The 17,614-nt window shown below is 72.5% G+C and carries 17 protein-coding genes and 1 pseudogene; 5 read left to right on the top strand and 13 right to left on the bottom strand.

What is annotated here, in order from left to right; all coding sequences use genetic code 11:
• Positions 1–24 precede the first annotated feature (24 nt).
• The 4 genes from ctaD to ACERM0_RS19315 form a co-directional block, all read right to left on the bottom strand.
• Positions 25–1,959: a cytochrome c oxidase subunit I gene (gene ctaD, locus ACERM0_RS19330; RefSeq protein WP_373680269.1), complete on the bottom strand. Its 1,935-nt coding sequence runs from the start codon at positions 1,957–1,959 to the stop codon at positions 25–27.
• 78 nt (positions 1,960–2,037) lie between these two features.
• Positions 2,038–3,093 (bottom strand): cytochrome c oxidase subunit II, encoded by a 1,056-nt coding sequence (coxB, locus tag ACERM0_RS19325; RefSeq protein ID WP_373680268.1) that lies wholly within the window; start codon positions 3,091–3,093, stop codon positions 2,038–2,040.
• A 320-nt stretch (positions 3,094–3,413) separates the two neighbouring features.
• Positions 3,414–4,187, bottom strand: coding sequence for an ABC transporter permease (locus ACERM0_RS19320; RefSeq protein WP_373680267.1), 774 nt, complete (start codon positions 4,185–4,187; stop codon positions 3,414–3,416).
• Positions 4,184–5,125, bottom strand: coding sequence for an ABC transporter ATP-binding protein (locus ACERM0_RS19315; protein WP_373680266.1), 942 nt, complete (start codon positions 5,123–5,125; stop codon positions 4,184–4,186). Before ACERM0_RS19315 ends, ACERM0_RS19320 begins: the two co-directional genes overlap by 4 nt.
• 124 nt (positions 5,126–5,249) lie before the next feature.
• Here ACERM0_RS19315 and ACERM0_RS19310 point away from each other — a divergent pair, with 124 nt between their 5' ends.
• From ACERM0_RS19310 to ACERM0_RS19290, 5 genes and pseudogenes are all read left to right on the top strand, one after another.
• On the top strand, positions 5,250–6,506 hold the full coding sequence (locus tag ACERM0_RS19310; protein WP_373680265.1) for an AI-2E family transporter: 1,257 nt from the start codon (positions 5,250–5,252) through the stop codon (positions 6,504–6,506).
• A 157-nt stretch (positions 6,507–6,663) separates the two neighbouring features.
• Complete coding sequence (locus tag ACERM0_RS19305; protein ID WP_373680264.1) at positions 6,664–7,521, top strand: 50S ribosomal protein L11 methyltransferase; 858 nt, start codon at positions 6,664–6,666, stop codon at positions 7,519–7,521.
• A 5-nt stretch (positions 7,522–7,526) separates the two neighbouring features.
• The gene (locus ACERM0_RS19300; RefSeq protein WP_373680263.1) at positions 7,527–8,246 is read left to right on the top strand and encodes a hypothetical protein; all 720 of its coding nucleotides are present in this window, start codon (positions 7,527–7,529) and stop codon (positions 8,244–8,246) included.
• Positions 8,243–8,431 (top strand): annotated as a pseudogene (locus tag ACERM0_RS19295) (TRAM domain-containing protein); the annotation flags it as partial. The gene ACERM0_RS19300 and the pseudogene ACERM0_RS19295, both read left to right, overlap by 4 nt.
• A gap of 15 nt (positions 8,432–8,446) precedes the next feature.
• Complete coding sequence (locus ACERM0_RS19290) at positions 8,447–9,523, top strand: class I SAM-dependent RNA methyltransferase (protein WP_373680300.1); 1,077 nt, start codon at positions 8,447–8,449, stop codon at positions 9,521–9,523.
• Positions 9,524–9,541: 18 nt separating this feature from the next.
• On the opposite strand, the gene ACERM0_RS19285 is transcribed toward ACERM0_RS19290, so the two are convergent.
• The 9 genes from ACERM0_RS19285 to ACERM0_RS19245 form a co-directional block, all read right to left on the bottom strand.
• On the bottom strand, positions 9,542–10,441 hold the full coding sequence (locus tag ACERM0_RS19285) for an amino acid ABC transporter permease (RefSeq protein ID WP_373680262.1): 900 nt from the start codon (positions 10,439–10,441) through the stop codon (positions 9,542–9,544).
• A gap of 46 nt (positions 10,442–10,487) precedes the next feature.
• Positions 10,488–11,147 (bottom strand): amino acid ABC transporter permease, encoded by a 660-nt coding sequence (locus ACERM0_RS19280; RefSeq protein ID WP_373680261.1) that lies wholly within the window; start codon positions 11,145–11,147, stop codon positions 10,488–10,490.
• A 124-nt stretch (positions 11,148–11,271) separates the two neighbouring features.
• Positions 11,272–12,195 (bottom strand): glutamate ABC transporter substrate-binding protein, encoded by a 924-nt coding sequence (locus tag ACERM0_RS19275; RefSeq protein WP_373680260.1) that lies wholly within the window; start codon positions 12,193–12,195, stop codon positions 11,272–11,274.
• 59 nt (positions 12,196–12,254) lie between these two features.
• Positions 12,255–12,995, bottom strand: coding sequence for an amino acid ABC transporter ATP-binding protein (locus tag ACERM0_RS19270; RefSeq protein WP_373680259.1), 741 nt, complete (start codon positions 12,993–12,995; stop codon positions 12,255–12,257).
• A 140-nt stretch (positions 12,996–13,135) separates the two neighbouring features.
• Positions 13,136–13,948, bottom strand: a complete 813-nt coding sequence (proC, locus tag ACERM0_RS19265) for a pyrroline-5-carboxylate reductase (RefSeq protein WP_373680258.1) — start codon at positions 13,946–13,948, stop codon at positions 13,136–13,138.
• Positions 13,949–13,983: 35 nt separating this feature from the next.
• On the bottom strand, positions 13,984–14,526 hold the full coding sequence (locus tag ACERM0_RS19260) for a YbjN domain-containing protein (protein ID WP_373680257.1): 543 nt from the start codon (positions 14,524–14,526) through the stop codon (positions 13,984–13,986).
• Between the two features lie 43 nt (positions 14,527–14,569).
• Complete coding sequence (locus ACERM0_RS19255; RefSeq protein WP_373680256.1) at positions 14,570–15,862, bottom strand: glycosyltransferase; 1,293 nt, start codon at positions 15,860–15,862, stop codon at positions 14,570–14,572.
• 1 nt (position 15,863) lies between these two features.
• Positions 15,864–16,883 (bottom strand): GNAT family N-acetyltransferase, encoded by a 1,020-nt coding sequence (locus ACERM0_RS19250; RefSeq protein ID WP_373680255.1) that lies wholly within the window; start codon positions 16,881–16,883, stop codon positions 15,864–15,866.
• 163 nt (positions 16,884–17,046) lie between these two features.
• Positions 17,047–17,568 carry a helix-turn-helix domain-containing protein gene (locus ACERM0_RS19245; protein ID WP_373680254.1) on the bottom strand — a complete coding sequence of 174 codons (522 nt, stop codon included), beginning with the start codon at positions 17,566–17,568 and terminating at the stop codon, positions 17,047–17,049.
• Between the last annotated feature and the right edge of the window lie 46 nt (positions 17,569–17,614).

Here is a 17,614-nt window from a genome sequence, read left to right as displayed (position 1 = left end):
AGTGGTTCTACGGGTGGTGTCGGGTCAGTGGGCCGCGACCCCGGACCGGTGGGCGTCGGGGTCCTCGACGACCGGGTCGTCGTCGTCGCCCTCCGCCACCGGTTCGATGATCCAGCCGAAGTAGCCGATGATGATCCACACGACGCCGACGATGATCGCGGGCCAGATCGGGCCGATCAGGCCGTACGCCAGCGGGAAGAATCCGAGGCACATCACCAGCGGCCAGTACGACGGGTCCGGCATGTGGATGTGCTCGCCGCGGTCGTCGTGGCCGTCGCCGTGTTCCTCGGACGCGCCGGCGGGAACCGCGACCGGCCGGCCCGCCTCGTCCTCGGCGTACTTGCGGTGCCAGAACTCGTCGCGGTGGCTGATCGTGGGGATGACGTCGAAGTTGTAGTGCTTCGGCGGCGACGCGGACAGCCACTCGAGCGTGCGCGCGTCCCACGGGTCCGGACCCGACGCCACGCCCGACTTGATCGAGACGACCAGGTTGTAGAGGAAGATGAGCGCGGAGACGACCAGGACCAGCAGGCCGAGCGAGCTGAGCAGGTTGTACAGCTCCACCGTGCCGCCGAGCTCGCCGGGCAGCACGGCGGTGCGCCGCGGCTGACCGAGCAGGCCGGACATGTGCATCGGCCCGAAGGTGAGGTTGAAGCCCAGCAGCCAGGTCCAGAAGTGGGCCTTGCCGAGCCGTTCGGACATCAGCCGGCCGGTGACCTTCGGGAACCAGTAGTAGATCCCGGCGATCAGCCCGAACAGCGCGCCACCGAACAGCACGTAGTGGAAGTGGGCCACCACGTAGTAGGTGTCGTGCTGCTGGGCGTTGTGGGGCACGATCGAGTGCGTGACGCCGGACAGCCCGCCGATGGTGAACATCGACACGAACCCGATGGAGAACAGCATCGGGGTCGTGAAGCGCAGCTTGCCGCCCCACATGGTGAACACCCAGTTGAAGATCTTGATGCCGGTCGGGACCGCGATGAACATCGTCGACAGCGCGAACGCCGAACGGGCGACCGGGCCGATCGAGGACGTGAACATGTGGTGGGCCCACACCCCGAAGCCGATGAAGCCGATGGCGGCGCCGGCGAAGGCCACGGCGGCGTAGCCGAACAGCGGCTTGCGGCTGAACACCGGCAGGATCTCGGACACGATCCCCATGGCCGGCAGGATCATGATGTAGACCTCGGGGTGCCCGAACAGCCAGAACAGGTGCTGCCACAGGATCGGGTCACCGCCGGTGGCGGGGTTGAAGAACTGGGCGCCGAAGACCGTGTCGAACTGCAGCATGAACAGCGCCACCGCGATGATCGGCAGCGCGAACAGCAGCAGGAAGTTGGTGACCAGCGACATCCAGATGAACATCGGCATGCGCATGAAGGTCATGCCCGGCGCGCGCATGTTCAGGATGGTGACGATGAAGTTGACCGCCGCGGCCAGCGAGCTGACGCCCAGCAGCTGGATGCCCACGGCGTAGAAGGCCATGTTCGACACGGAGTCGATCGACAGGGGCGCGTAGCCGACCCACGAGCCGTTGGGGGCGCCGCCGAGCAGGAACGACGAGTACAGGAAGATCCCGCCGAAGAGGTACATCCAGTAGCTGAACGCGTTCAGGCGGGGGAAGGCGACGTCGCGGGCGCCGATCTGCAGCGGGATGAGGTAGTTGAAGAACGCCGCCGACAGCGGCATCACGACGAGGAAGACCATCGTGATGCCGTGCATCGTGAAGGCCTGGTTGTAGATCTCCGGCGTGACCAGCGACTGCTCGGCCTGTGCGAGCTGGGCCCGGATGACGCCCGACTCCACCCCGCCCAGGAAGAAGAACACCAGGACGGTGAAGAAGTACATGATGCCGATCTTCTTGTGATCGGTCGTCGTGATCCAGCTCGAGAAGCCGGTCTCGGCCGTCGGGCGGGAGAAGACGCTCCGACGGCCCGTCGTCGTCGTGCTGTGCGACATGGTGGTTCCTCGTGTTCGGCCACCGGCCCGGTCGTCACGACACGGGCCAGCGCCACCGTCAGCTCTCGGTCCGGTGGATCACTCCAGGGCCAGCATGTAGGCGACCAGGGCGTCGATCTCTTCCTCGGTCAGGTTGAGGTTGGGCATGCCGACCTGGTTCTCCGGCTGCATCGGCTTCATCGCCGGCGGGTTGCGCAGCCACTCGCGCAGGTTCTCTTCGTTGGTCTCGAAGATGGCGCCCGCGAACTCCTCGCGGCTGGCGAAGTGCGTCAGGTCGGGACCGACACCGGGCGAGCGCTGGCCCTCGCCGTTCCAGATCTGGTGACAGGCGGCGCAGCTGCGCTGGCCGATGTCGGTGTCGAACGCGGCGCCGAAGAGCTCCGCGCCCTCGGCGGCCAGGCCGTCGGTCGGCTGGACCGCCGGCGACTGCTGGTTCTCCACCCAGGCCTCGAAGTCGGCCTGCTCCAGCGACTCGCCGCGGATGCGCATGTTGACGTGCGACAGGCCGCAGTACTCCGCGCACTGGCCGAGGTAGCGGCCGGTGTCGCTCGCCTGGATGTTCAGGAAGGTGGTCTGGCCGGGCACCACGTCCTGCTTGCCGGCCCACTGCGGGATCCAGAACGAGTGGATCACGCCGAGGTCGGGCGAGCGGGCCGGGTCCGTGGCCGTCATCTCCAGGCGGACGGGCGTGTCCACCGGAATGACGATCTCGTTGGCCGTGTAGATGTCGTAGTCGGGGTAGTAGAACTCCCACCACCAGCGGTGGCCGATGACCTCGACGGTGAGGTAGTCACCCTCGGGCTCGTCCATGGTGGAGAAGATCATCTGCACCGTGGGTACCGCGATGCCGGCCAGGATCAGGGCCGGGACGACGGTCCAGAAGATCTCCAGGCGGGTGTTGCCGTGGACCTGGACGGGCAGCGAGCCGTCGTCGTCGGGGCGCTTGCGGAACTTGACCACCGAGTAGATGAGCAGTCCCTGCACGAGCACGAACACGAACAGCGCGATCGCGAAGACCGGGCGGATCAGGTCGTGCGGCTCCTGGGCGTACGGCCCCGCGGGATCCAGGGCACTCTGCGGCGCGGTGCACGCCGTCAGCACCAGCCCCAGCACCAGCACGAGGATCGTGGTCACCCGCGTCCGACGACGCGTCGCGGCACGCCTGGCGGTCCGGTCGCGCAACGTGGCTCTCCTCAGGATGTTCAAGAGATACGTCGTCTCCGGAGCGGCGTCGCCCCGGGACCTGCACGGCGGCTCCCGACACGCGGAGGGCCGTGCACGTGGAGGCAGGGGCCCGGTTGATCCGGTGGGCCCACCTCGGCGCGGAGGGTAGCCGTTCGGCCCAGTTCGGACCCAACCGGGCCGGGCCGGCGCGCGCTGCCGGGACCGGGCGGGTGACGCCGCGAGCCAGCGGCCGCCGTGGGCACGAATCCTTCGGCCGGATCGCGGCCCGGTCAGGGCTCCCAGCGAAAGGTCCGGGCCGCCAGCGCCACGGCCGCCACGCCCCAAGCGGTGACGACGGCCAGCGCCCCGACGGCCAGGCCCTCGCCCGCGAAGGCGGTTCGCAGCACCTCGCCCAGCGCGCCGACGGGCAGGGCCCGGCCGATCGCCGCCAACGTGTCGGGCAGGGCGTCGGCGTCGAAGGCGACCCCGCTGACCACCAGCAGCACCAGGAACAGCGCGTTGGCCAGCGCGAGCGTGGCCTCCGCCCGCAGGGTGCCGGCCAGCAGCAGGCCCAGGCCGGTGAACGTGACGGCACCGACCAGCACGGCCAGTGGGGCCAGCAGGGCGCCGCCCGCCGGCGACCAGTCGAGCGCCCCGACCGCCAGACCGACCACCAGCGCGCTCTGCACGGCCAGGATCGCGGCGACCGCCAGGCCCTTGGCGACGAGGAAGCCCCAGCGCGGCAGCGGCGTGCCGCCGAGCCGCTTCAACACCCCGTACTTGCGCTCGAACGCGGTCTGGATCGCGACCGCGACCAGCCCGGTCGCGGCGACCGAGATCGCCAGCGCGCCCGGTACCAGGAAGTCGACGGCCGGGGCGTCGCCGGTCGGCAGCACGTCCACCACGGAGAAGAAGCCGAGGATGCCCAGCGGGATGCCGAGGGTGACCAGCAACGACTCGCCGGAGCGCACCAGCAGGCGCAGTTCCATGCCGGCCTGGGCCAGCACCGCCCGTGCCAGCGGGGTCCGGCGGTCGCCGACGGGGCCGGGGGCGGAGGCGGTCACGACGTCTCCTCGGCGGTCAGGCGCAGGAACACGTCCTCGAGACTGACCTTGCCGGCCTGCAGGTGGCCGAGCACGACGTCGTGCTGCGCCAGCCAGTCCGCCAGGGCCGCCACCAGGCGGGGGGTGTTCGGGGCGTGCACCACGTAGCGGCCGGACCGGATCTCCTCGACCGGGGCACCGATGGCGGCGCCGATCGCGGCCACGTCCAGCGCGGGCCGGGCGGAGAACTCCAGCTCGCCGCGTTCGCCGTGGGTCAGCTCGTCCGGGGTGCCCAGCGCCACCAGGCGCCCGTGGTCGATGATCGCGACCCGGTCGGCCAGTTCCTCGGCCTCGTCCAGCAGGTGTGTGGTCAGCACGACCGCGACCCCCTGCCCCTGCAGTTCGCGCACGTGCTGCCAGGTGAGCCGGCGTGCCGCCGGGTCCAGGCCCGCGGTCGGCTCGTCGAGGAACACCACCTCCGGGCGGCCCACCAGCGCGAGCGCCAGCGACAGGCGCTGCTTCTGCCCGCCCGACAGGTCCCGGAACCGGGTCCGGCGGGCCTCGTCCAGACCGACCCGCTCCAGCAGCGCTTCGGGGTCCAGCGGGTCGGCGTAGTAGCTGGCGAACAGCCGCAGCACCTCGGCCGGCCTCGCCATCGGGTAGACGCCCCCCTCCTGCAGCATGAGCCCGACCCGGGGGCGCAGGCGGGACGCGTCGGCACGCGGGTCCAGGCCCAGCACGCGGACGGTGCCGGCGTCGGGGCGGCGGTAGCCCTCGCAGCACTCCACCGTGGTCGTCTTGCCCGCGCCGTTGGGGCCGAGCAGCGCGAGCGTCTCGCCGCGGGCCACCTCGAGGTCCAGACCGTCGACGGCGGTGGTGCGCCCGTAACGCTTGACCAGGCCCCGGACGACGATGGCCGCGTCCTGGGCCGCGTCGCGGGAAGGCAGGTCGGACGGCACGGCTCACCGGGGCTCGAGGACGGACGCGGAGCCTACCGCCGGGCCCGTACGCACCCGCGCGCCGCGGATCGGCCCCGTCCGCGTTGCCGCGGCCACGAGGCCGCCAGCGCCTACGCTGCGCGCGATGGACGGACCCTCGCCGCGACGCGGCTCCCCGGCGGACGACGGCAGCCGCGATGCCGCCCCCGACCTGTGGGGCTGGCGGCCCCGCAGCTGGGTGCGCGGCCGCACGCTGCCCCTGGCCGTCGGCGTCGGTCTCGGGCTGCTGTTCGCCCAGGCGGCCACGGCGGTGCTCGGCCGCATCCAGGGCCTGATCGTCATCCTGATCGTGTCGCTGTTCCTGTCCTTCGCGATGGAACCGGCCGTGCAGTGGATGGCACGCCGCGGCGTGCGACGCGGGCTCGGCACCTGGATCGTCTTCCTGGCCGGCCTGGTGCTGTTCGGCAGCTTCTTCGCGGCCATGACGAACCTCGTCGTCGACCAGGTGCGCAACCTGCTGGCGGCCGGCCCGACGCTGCTGGGCGACCTCGCCGACCGGGCCACGCAGTTGCTGCCCGCCGAGGTCGGTCAGGCGGTCGCGGACTGGCTCGACGAACAGCAGCGGACGCTGCCGGACCGGGTCGCGTCGGGAGCCGCGGTGGTCGGCCGCGGCGCCGTCGGCGTCGGCCAGACCCTGCTGGGCGGCCTGTTCCAGATGGCCACGATCGGCCTGGTGACCTTCTACCTCGTCGCGGACGGCCCGCGCCTGCGCCAGCGGCTGGCCAGCCGCCTGGAACCCCGCGACCAGGTGCGCGTGCTCGGCCTGTGGGAGCTGGCCATCGCCAAGACCGGCGGTTACGTCTACAGCCGGGTGCTGACCGCGGTGGTCTCCTCGATCTTCCACATCGCGGTGTTCAGCATCATCGGCGTCGACTACGCGGTGGCGCTGGGGATCTGGGTGGGCCTGATCTCCTCGCTGATCCCGGCGATCGGCACCTACCTCGCCGGCGCGCTGCCGCTGGTGGTCGCGCTGGCCGAGTCCGTCGGCCAGGCACTGTGGGTGCTGGCCGCCATCGTCGTCTACCAGCAGATCGAGAACTACCTCGTGGTCCCTCGCATCACGGCGACCACCCTGGAGCTGCATCCCGCCGTGGCGTTCCTGTCCGTGCTGGCGGGCGGTGCGTTGGCGGGCGCGACCGGCGCCCTGCTCGCCATCCCGGCGGTCGCGATCGTGACCGCCCTGATCAGCGCGGCGGGCGAGGAGTACGAGGTGCTCGAGCACCAGTTGCTGGAGTCGGGACCCAACGGTGCCCCGCCCGGGCTCGTCGAACGCCGCGACGCCGCACCCGACGAGCCGGACGCCGAGGTCCCGACGGACCGGGACCGTGGCCCGAACGAATGAAGATGGCGCGCGTGCGGGCCATACCGCGCGGAACTGGACGTGCGCGGGCGGCGTCGGTGTATAGTTCGCGACGTGATCCGAGAGGGTCACCGCGGCCCCGTGTGTCCCCCCGTCGCACGGGGCCGCTCCCTGTCCGCAGCCGTTCCGGAGGTCGTCGATGACCCCGGCCGGTCGCGGCACGGTCCGCTACGAGCTGCCCAGCGATCCGGGCGCGGCCGAACTGCTCGCCGCCCACCTGTGGGCCGCCGGCGCGCTGGGTGTCTGGGAACGGCCGACCACCCTGGTGGCGTGGTTCCGCGAGCCGACCCCTGCCGTCCCGCCGGGCGGGTCCTGGGCCGACGAGCCCGACCGCGACTGGCAGGCCGAGTGGAAGGCGACGATCCGGCCCGTGCGCGCCGGCCGCTTCGCCGTCGTACCGACCTGGCTCGCCGACGAGCACCGGCCCGTGCCCGGCGAGTCCACCATCGTCCTGGACCCGGGCCGGGCGTTCGGCAGCGGCCACCACGCCACGACCACGTTGTGCCTGGAGCTGCTCGACCGCCTGGACCTGACGGACACCGAGGTGGCCGACGTCGGGTGCGGGACCGGGATCCTCGCGATCGCGGCCGCGCGGCTGGGCGCCGACGTGTTCGCGGTCGACATCGACCCGGACGCCGTCGCGGTGACCGCGGACAATGCCCGCGCCAACGACGTCACGGTCCGGACCGCCGTCGCCAGCGTGGACGCGCTGGGAGACGGGGTCGACGTGGTCGTGGCCAACCTCGTCACCGACGTGGTCGCGGACCTGGCGGCGGGGCTGGTCCGCGCCGCGGGACGGGCCCTGGTCGTCAGCGGCATCACCGTGGAGCGCCACGACGTCGCGCTGGCACCGTTGCGCGCCGCCGGGCTGGTGATCGACGACCAACGCGAACGGGACGGGTGGCTGGCCGTGCTGGGCCACCCGGATCCGGCCGTGGCCCGCCCGCGCGGCCGTGACACGCGGGTGGCGGAGGGCGGGGACGATCCGCGAGGATGACGCCCGTGCGTGCTCCACAGCTGTCCGTCGCCGTCCTGCTGACCGCAGGGCTGCTCGGCTGCGCCGAACCGCAGCTGCCGGACCAGCCGAGCGCGGAAGGCGCCGAGGCGCCGGCCGAGCAGGCCACGCCGCAGCCGGAACGTGACGCCCTGCTAGCCGCCACGAACGAGCTCACGGCCGCCGTCGAGCAGGCGCGCGACCTGCTGACCGAGGCGGGACAGGCGCCCGAGCCGGCCGCGGCGCGCCAGGCCGCGCAGCAGGCGCTGGCCGTGCTGGTCGACGGCGCCGGCTCCGGGACCCCGCCGGGTCGTCCGATCTTCCCCGGCACCACGGTCGAGGAGCGCGGCGGCGCCGGCGAGGCCGACGACGCCCTGACGCTGGCGCTGACCGCGGCCAACGACGCCGGCGGCTCGCTCGGGCGCGGGGTCGCCGACGCCCTGCGCGACCCGCTCGCGGGCGACCTCGGGGCCTGGCAGCGGGACCCGGCCGGGATGGTCGCGCTCGTCGAGGAGCAGATGGACGGGGTCGGCGACCTCGAATCGGCGGAGCAGCTGGTCCGTGAGCTGCCGGGTGACGGCACGCGGGCGTTGGCCTGGGCCTACCTCACCGCCGGCGCCACCACCATGGACGATGCCGCCCGGTACGCCGAGCGGGGCGCCGCCCACCTCGAGATCGTCCTGGTCGCTGTCGACGCCGCCCTGGACGGCGCCGGGCCATCGGCGTGAGCGCCCCGTCACCGAAGCGCCGGGTGCCGCTGTCGCGTGAGGTCCAGGAGGCCGACGTCGACGGGTTCACCCACGGCGGTGAGGGCGTCGCGCGCATCGAGGGCAAGGCCGTGTTCGTGCCCGGCGCGCTGCCCGGCGAGCGGGTCCGACTCCGCGTCACCGACGACCGCAAGCGGTGGGCCCGGGCCGAGCTCGTCGAAATGCTGCGGCCCAGCCCCGACCGCGCCGCCGACGACGACCCGCAACGTCACCGTTGCGGCGGCTGCGACCTGGAGCACGTCACCGCGGCCGGCCAACGCCGGCTGAAGACGCGGGTGGTGCGTGAGCAGCTCGAGCGGCTCGGCGGCCTGGCCGCTCCCCCGGTCGACGTCTGTCGTGAGGTCGGTCCCGCCACCGGCTACCGCAACCGGGCCCGCTTCCACGTCGACGACGACGGACGTCTGGGGTTCTTCCTGCCCGGCAGCCACGAGGTGGTCCCGGCCACCACCTGCCGCGCGCTCGCTCCCGGCGTGCAGGAGGTGGTGGAGGCAATCGGCACCACCTCGGCCGCCGAGGTGACCGTCCGCGCCCATGGCCAGCACCGGGCGGTCGTCCTGGCACCGGGCCCGGGCGGGCTGGAGCTGCCGGAGGGCCCGTTCGACCTGCTGCTGGAGCAGCCGGACGGCAGCGTGGTCGCCATGCGCGGCGACGGCGTGCTGGCCGAGGAGGTCGCCGGCCTCCGCTACCGGTTCGACGCGACCTCGTTCTTCCAGAACAACACGGCAGGTGCCGAGGCACTGGTCCACCACGTGCTGGAGGCCGTCGGCTCGCCCAAGACCGGCGGCGTGGACGGTGCGTTGGTGTGGGACCTCTACGCCGGCGTCGGGCTGCTGTCGCTACCGCTCGCGCGGGCGGGGGCCGAGGTCGTGGCCGTCGAGGGCCACGAGCCGGCGGCCGCGTGGGCGTCCCGCAACGCCACGGACGCCGGCCTGGACCTCGAGGTCGCGGCCGAGGCCGTCCACCGCTTCCTGCGCGCCGCCCGCCGCGGCGAGGGCCCGATGGACCCGCCCGACGTCGTGGTGCTCGACCCCCCGCGCACGGGCGCCGGCCAGGACGTCGTCGACGACCTCGTGGCGCTGGCACCCGCGACGATCGTGTACGTGGCCTGCGACCCGGCCGCGCTGGCACGCGACGCCAAGGCACTGGTCGCCGGCGGCTACCGCCTGACGGCGGCGCGCCCGCTGGACCTGTTCCCGCTCACCCACCACGTGGAGACGGTCGTCACCTTCGCCCGGTGACCGCGCCCCTCGATGGGGTCAGGCCTTCACCTCGGCGGCGTCCTCGTCCAGGGCCGCGAGATCGGCCTCGCCGCGCACCTGCATGCCACCGGCACCGAGGCTGCGCCGCTGCCGGGTCTCCAGGTTGCGGGCCAGACGCATGAGCCCCCAGATGACGACGAAGTACAGCACGCCGACGACGAACCAGGTCTGCAGGTCGTTGATGGGGGCGAACTGGGCCAGCCGACGGCCACGCCCGGCCAGGTCGGCCGGCACCGCGATGATGTAGCCGAGCGCCGTGTCCTTCGTCAGCGTCGCGAGCTGGGCCAGGATGGCGGGGATCATCCGCCGCAGTGCCTGGGGCAGGATCACCAGCCGCATGGCCATGCCGCGCGGCATGCCGACCGCCAGGGCGGCCTCGCGCTGGCCGCGGTCCAGCGACAGGATGCCGGCGCGGTAGATCTCGGCCAGCACGGCCATGTTGTAGGCGGACAGGCCGATGACCAGCGCGTAGAGCGGGTTGCGGCCGACCGTCACGCCCAGCTGGCCGGGCAGCACCTGGGGCAGCGCGAAGAACGAGAAGAAGATCCACAGCAGCACCGGCGGGCCGCGGAAGACGTCCACGATCAGCCCGCTGATCCACCGCAGCGGGGCGATCGGCGAGAGCCGGCCGAGCGCCAGCACCAGGCCGAGGGACGCGGCGATGACCATCGCCACCAGCGCGGCCCGCAGCGTCCCGACCACGCCCTCGAGGAGGAAGCCCACCGACGCCGGATCGATGAACGGCTCCCACAGGCGCCCCTCGAACTGGCCCTCGGCCGCCAGGCGCATGACCAGCCACGCGAAGAACGCCGCGATGAGCACGACGGCGACGATCGTCGCCAGCCGGACCCGCTTGCGGCCGCGAGGACCGAGCTCCTCGGCGATGACGCCGCTCATCGGCCCACCTCCACCGTCGCGCGCGACGGACGCGCCTGCGCCGCCCTCATCGGGCGATCTCCAGGCGCCGTTCGAGCAGGTTGATGATCTGTGCCGAGCCGTAGACCAGCACGAGGTAGATGACGACCACGACCAGGAAGGCGCTGACGTAGTCGTTGGTCGCCTGGCCGATGTTGCGCCCGGCCCGGGTCAGCTCGTTGACGCCGATGACCAGGAAGACCGAGGTGTTCTTGAGGTTGGCGATCCAGAGGTTGCCCAGCGGCGGGATGACGGTGCGGATCGCCTGGGGCAGCACGATCGTGCCGACCACCCCGCCGAACGGCAGGCCGATGGCCCGCGCCGCCTCCGCCTGTCCCGGCGGCACCGAGTTGATGCCGGAGCGGAGCGCCTCGGCGATGTACGCGCCGGTGTAGAGCCCCAGCACGACGACCGCCGTGGTGATGCGACCGAAGGGCCAGCCGGCCCGGCCGCCGCCGACCCAGACGAGGATCGCCAGCACCAGCAGGGGGGTGTTGCGGAAGATCGAGGTGTAGACGGCGCCGAACCGCTGCAGGAACGGGACCGGCGAGACGCGGCAGGCCGCGATCACGTTCCCGATGAGAAAGGCGAGCAGGTAGGACAGCACCGCCATGTAGAGGGTCGTCCGGGTGCCGGCGACGAGCAGGGAGCGGAACTGCTCGCTGCCGAGGGTCTCGACGAATCCCATCGCTCACCTCCCTCGCGGTCCAGGACCGGGCCGGTCACCACCGCAACTCACGACGGTCCCGACGCCCGGCGCGTGTTCGGTGCGCCCCGGGGCCGCGTGTCCACGCGACCCCGGGAACGTCCCGTCAGTTCTCGTAGCGGTCCACCGGCGGCGGCTCGGGGGCCTCACCGGTGACGGCACCGGCGGTGTTGTTCCAGGCCTCTTCCCACTCGCCCGACTCGTAGATCTCCTCGAGCCGGTCGTTGATCCACATCCGGAAGTCGTCCTGCTCGAGCGGGACGCCGATGCCGTAGGGCTCCTCGGTGAACGGGTTGCCCACGAGCTCGAAGTCGTCGGGACGCTCGTCGATCAGGCCGATGAGGATGACGTTGTCGGTGGTGACGGCGTTGACGCGGCCCTGGGCGAGCTCCTCGGCGCAGGCCGAGTAGGCGTCCAGCGCGACGACCTCGGCGTCCGGCGCCATCTCGCGCAGGTTCTCGATGGACGTCGAACCCTCGACGGAGCAGACCGGCTGCCCGTTGAGGTCGTCGATGCCCTCGATCCCCTCCGGGTTCCCGGCAGCGACCATGATGTCCTGGCCGGCGATGTAGTACGGACCGGCGAACCCGACGAGCTCCTTGCGCTCGTCGTTGATGGTGTAGGTCGCGACGACCATGTCGACCGTGCCCTGCTGCAGGAACGGCTCACGGTTGGCGGACACGGCCTCCTGGAACTCGACGTTGTCGGCGCCGCCCTCGCCCCAGATGCCTTCGGCGATCAGCTTGGCGATCTCCACGTCGAAGCCCTCCCAGCCGCCGGGGCCCTCGACGCCGAACAGCGGCTGGTCGGCCTTGGTCCCGACCCGCAGGGTGCCGGCCTCCTGGATCTGCGCCATCGTGGAGCCCTCTTCGAACTCCGGGGCCTCGGCAGGCGCGGCGGCCTCCCCATCGCCCTCGCCGCCGGTCTCGGCACCGCCACCGGCGTCGTCGTCACCGCCACAGGCGGAGGCGGCCAGCGCGGCCGCGGCGAGCGCCGCGGCGATGCGCCAGCGCTTGGTCTGCATCTTCATCGTTCGTTCCCTCCGTCGTCGTCGCGCGCTCCCGGGCGCGCGCACGAGACCCCGCGGGGTCAGTGGTTGAGGATCTTGGACAGAAAGTCCTTGGCCCGATCGGTCTGCGGATCACCGAAGAACCGGTCGGGGGTGTTGGTCTCCACGATGCGCCCGCCGTCCATGAAGACCACCCGCCGCGCGGCCCGCCGTGCGAAGCCCATCTCGTGGGTCACGACGACCATCGTCGTGCCCTCCTCGGCGAGCTCGAGCATCACGTCGAGGACCTCGGAGATCATCTCCGGGTCGAGCGCCGAGGTCGGCTCGTCGAAGAGCATGACCTTGGGCTCCATCGCCAGGGCCCGCGCGATCGCGGCACGCTGCTGCTGTCCCCCGGACAGCTGCGCCGGCATCTTCGACGCCTGGTTGGCGATGCCGACCCGCTCGAGCAGCTCCATGGCCCGCGCCTCGGCTTCCTGCTTGCCCTTGCCCCGGACCTTGACCGGTCCGATGGTCACGTTCTGCAGGATCGTCTTGTGCGCGAACAGGTTGAACGACTGGAACACCATCCCGACGTCGGCGCGCAGACCGGCGAGGGCCTTGCCCTCGGCCGGCAGCGGCTGTCCGTCGATGAGGATGCGCCCGGAGTCGATCGGCTCGAGACGGTTGATCGTGCGACACAGGGTCGACTTGCCGGAACCCGACGGCCCGATGACCACCACGACCTCGCGGCGGTCCACGGTGAGATCGATGTCCTGCAGCACGTGCAGGTCACCGAACCACTTGTTCACGCCGTCGACGACGACGAGCGGTTCGCTCATCCCGGCTGCCTCCAACGGAGCATCGTTCAACGTCCGAGTGGGCAGACGCTACCACCGCGGTCGTAGGAAACGTCTCATCGGTCGAGCGATCAGCGAAACAACCTCGGCCGAAGGGACGTCACGCGCGCGCGGCGGCGCCCTCAGGTCCCGCGCGCGAGTTCCTCACCACGCAGTTTGGCCGCCTCGATCGCGTCCAGGAACGCCGCTCGGACACGGGCCGTCTCGAGTTGCCGGATCGCGGCGATGGTGGTGCCGCCCGGCGAGGTCACCATCTCGCGTAGCTCGACGGGGTGCATCCCCGTGTCCCGGAGCATCTTCGCGCTGCCGACCATGGTCTGGATGATGAGCTCCGTCGAGACGTCCCGTGGCAGTCCGAGCAGGATGCCGGCGTCGATCATCGCCTCGGCCAGCAGGAAGAAGTAGGCCGGGCCCGAACCCGACAGCGCCGTGACGGAGTCGAGGTGCTCCTCCGACATCCGCACGACCCGGCCGACGTGCGACAGGATCTCCTCGGCCACCTCGAGGTCGCGCTCGCCGGCGTGCGTCCCGGCGCTCACCACGGACATGGCCTCGTCGACCTGCACCGGCGTGTTCGTCATCACCCGCACGAACGGGATGCCGTCGGGCGTCGCGTCCTGCAGCGCCGACGTGGGGGTACCGGCGGCGACGCTGATGACGGTCTGGTCCGGCCGGAACGCGTCGGCGACCTCCGCCACCACCGTGAGGATGGTCTGCGGTTTGAGGGCGAGCAGCACCACGTCGGCGGCCTCGATCGCCGCCCGGTTGTCGGTGGTCGCCTTGACGCCGTGGGTCTCGGCCAGCTCGGCGCAGCGCTCGTCGCGGCGCGCGGTGGCCACCACCTGGGCGGGCTCGACCCACCCCGAGCGGAGCAGGCCGCGCAGCAGGGCCTCGCCGATGCGGCCGGTGCCGATGATCGCCAGCGTGCCGTCCAACGTGCCTCGGATCCTCGTACGGGGACCGTGACAGGCTACGCGCTGGTGGCGTCGCCGGAATCCGCCGGGGACCGGCGCGGTTCACCGACCGGGTTGGGGGGCATGCCGTTCTTCGCCCGCCAGCGCTGTTCGACCTCGAGGTAGCCGGCGAAGCCGGTGCGCAGGACCTGGTTGAAGGTCTCGTCGCTGAGCGCCAGCACCGCGCCGAGCAGTTCGTCGACCCCGCGCTCGTCCAGTGCGACCAGCGGCACCCGCCCGGTCAGGATCAGGTCGCCCTCGTCGTCGAGGGCGAAGTGGACCGGCAGCGGCCGCTGGTTCTTCTGCAGCAGGATCCGGTAGACCTCGGCGTGGCCCTCGTCGGGCACCCCCGCCAGCAGCGAGGTGACCTTGAGGTGGCGTTCCTCGAGGTCGAGCAGCAGCGGGATGGTGCGCTTCCACTCCCCCGACAGCATCGTCAGCCAGCGCTCCTCGCCGACGTGGTCCACGGCCAGTCCCGCCGCGGTCATGGTGTCCAGCAGGGCCTGCCTCGCCCGGTCCCGGGTGGCCGTCGCGGTGTCGCTCGATTCGGTGCCGGACACGTCGTCGCCTCCTCGCCCGTCGCCCCGCCGTGACGTCGCGCCGTCAGACCGCGAGCTCCTCGCGGTCGTCGGCCACCTCACCGTAGACGGTCAGGAGCCGGTCGACGGTGTGCTCCCAGGAGGCCGAACGGGCGGTGTCGGTCCCGGCCGTGGCCGCAGCCGCACGCCGGTCGGCGTCGGCGAGGTAGGCGGTCACGGCCCGGGCGTGGTCGGCCGGCTCGTGGCCGGCGACCAGGGTGCCGCCGGCGCCCACGACCGCTAACAGGCCCGGGACATCGGCCGCCACGACCGGCACCCCACACGCCTGCGCCTCCAGGGCCACCAGCCCGAAGGTCTCCGAGCGCGACGGGACCAGGACGACGTCGGCCGCCCGGTATCGCCGCGCGAGCGTGTCCTGGTCGACCGCGGGTTCGAGATCGACCGCGTCGGCGACGCCGAGGTCCGCGGCGAGGTCGCGCAACTGCTGCGGACCGAGCGCGCCGTGGCCGTTGCCCGAGGTGCCGCCGATGATGCGCAGCCGGGCGGTCGGGAAGGTGCGGCGCACCTCGGCCAGCGTGCGCACCGCCACGTCCGGGCCCTTCAGGGGTTGCAGCCGCCCCACGAACAGCAGCTGCGGTGACCGGGCGCCGGCCGCGGCGAAGTCGGGGAACACCTGCGGATCGGGATCCGGGCGGAACCGGTCGAGATCCACGCCGGCCGGCACCACCGTCAGCCGCGCGCCGGACAGCCCGTAGGTGCGGTGCAGCAGCCGCGCCTCGCCGCAGGTGAGGACCAGTACCCGGTCGGCGTCGCGGGCGACACGTTCCTCGGCGACCAGGCGCAGCGCCGGCTCCGGCCGGTCACCGGGCGCCAGGGTGGCGTTCTTGAGCACCCCGAGCGTGTGGAACATCTGCACGAGCGGGACGTCCCAGCGCTCGGCCAGGCGCCGCCCGACCCACCCCGACAGCCAGTAGTGGGCGTGCAGGACGTCGTGCGTGCCCGCGGTCGGGTGGCGCTGGGCGGCCAGCACGAAGGCGCAGAGGTGGTTGGCCACCTCGTTCTTGTCGACGGGCGCGACCGGTCCGGCCCGCACGTGGTGCACGCGCACACCGTCGGCCAGTTCCACCGTCGGCGGCCGCTCCGGGTCGCACCACCGGGTGAAGACGTCCACCTCGACGCCGCGGCGGGCCAGGCGCAGCGCCTGCTCGCGGACCGTGACGTTGAGGCCGCCGCCGTCGCCCGTGCCGGGCTGGTCCAGCGGCGAGGTGTGGACGCTGAGCATCGCGACGCGGCGCACGGTGACCTCCGGTGCGGCGTCGCGCCCCACCGTCGGCAGCCCCGTGACCGGCGTGGCCATGTCAGCGACGCACGTAGGTCAGCCGCCGCAGCCTGCGGTCCTCGGCGCCGAAGCGGTACTTGTACGGCTCGTCGCCGCGCAGCAGGTCGAAGGTCGTGCAGCCCTCGTCGGCCGCCACCTCCAGGAGCTGCCCGATCAGCACGATCCCGGGTGCGAGGTTGGCCAGCGCGGGGTCGAACGCCGAGTTGTACAGGCCCCACGTGCCCCGGTGGACCAGCGACACGGTGGACGCGCCCGGCATGCCGCCGACCTGCAGCTGGTGCAGGCGGAACACGCCGTCGCCGACGAACTCCTTCGCCAGCGCCTTGAACCACTCGTGCATCTCCGGGCGCGAGAAGAACCCGGCCTTCTCCGGCTGGGCCTCGGCAGCCAGGTCGAGGAAGGCGTCGAGGTTGCCGTCGACCTCCTCGGCGGCGATCTCCACCAGCTCGAGCTCGCCGGCGTCGCGGGCGAGCTTGCGGGTCTTGCGTTGCAGCTCGTGGCGCAGCTTGCCGGGCAGCCGGTCGAGGTAGGCGCCGTAGCCGCCGGTGAGGTCGACCCGCGGGCAGACGTCCTCGAGATCCTCCTCGAACAGCTGCAGGCCGACCTCGTCGGCGGCGGTGCGGATCGCGTCGACCCAGCCGCTGTCCTCGGCGAGGCCGCCAGCGACGAACTCGTCCCAGTCGACGTCCTTGGCGAGGTCGGTCAGGTAGGCCAGGGCGATGTCGCCGCGATCCTCGGGCCGGCTGACGGGGCCGAGGTAGTCGGTGACCTCCGTGCCGCCGAGAAAGCGGCGGACCTCCACCGGGCCGCTGGCGGTGCCGATCCGCTCGTGGCCCTCGGGCACGACACCGATCAACCGACCGTCGCGGTGCAGGGTGCGCACGCGCGCGGTCACCCGGTGCCCGAGCACGTCGTGCCAGGTCTGCAGGTAGCGCGGTCCCTGGAACAGGGTGGCGGCGGGGTCCTCGTCGACGAGCAGCTCCCATTCGGCACGCAACGTGCCCTGGAGCAGCCCGTCATGGGTGCGCAACTCGGTCACCGGCGGAGTCCTTGACGCGAGGGGGAAGAGGTCGGGGGACCGTCTGAATTCGTGGCGGGGGGTCCGGCCGACGGGGGGATGGTAGTGCCTGCAACCAGACCGGCCACCGTCGGGCGGCCCAGACCCGGCCCGGCGCGGTGTCGTCGCCCGGTCCGGAGCGCGGTCAGGCGTCCTCGGGTTCCTCGCGAGGCGCGGCCGCCCGCACGGCGGCGTCGTCGACGCCACCCGTGGTGACCACGTCGAGCAGTCCCCGGCGCCGCTGGCGAGGTTCGGCCTGCAGCTCCGACAGGCGCCGGAAGGACCGGTACATCTCGATCAGTGCCTGCCGCTGCGGGTCGGTCAGGTGCGGATCACGCTGCACGACCGCCTCGACGTCCTCGGCGCCCTCGCGCTCCTCCAGGATGCCGGCCTTGACGTAGAGGGTCTCCGACGAGATTTCCAGGGCCTTGGCGATCGCCTGCAGGATCTCCGCGGACGGCTTGCGCAGCCCACGCTCGATCTGCGACAGGTACGGGTTGGAGACTCCGGCGAGGGTCGCGAGCTTGCGCAGGGACAGGCGCGCCGACTCGCGCTGGTGGCGGATGTAGCCGCCCAGCTCCTCCAGCGGCGAGGCATGAGCACGCGACTCCGCGGCCGTGCGCAGCTCGTCGGCCGTCGACATCGGGCGCTGCGCCTCGTCGCTCACGACCCGATCGTCCTCTCGCTCCCGCCGCCCCGTGCTGCGCCGTTCG

Origin of the sequence: Egicoccus sp. AB-alg2 (assembly GCF_041821065.1) — a bacterium.
Lineage (GTDB): Bacteria > Actinomycetota > Nitriliruptoria > Nitriliruptorales > Nitriliruptoraceae > Egicoccus.
The sequence above is the reverse complement of the archived record's forward strand: the minus strand, read 5'-3'. Positions and strand labels throughout refer to the sequence as shown.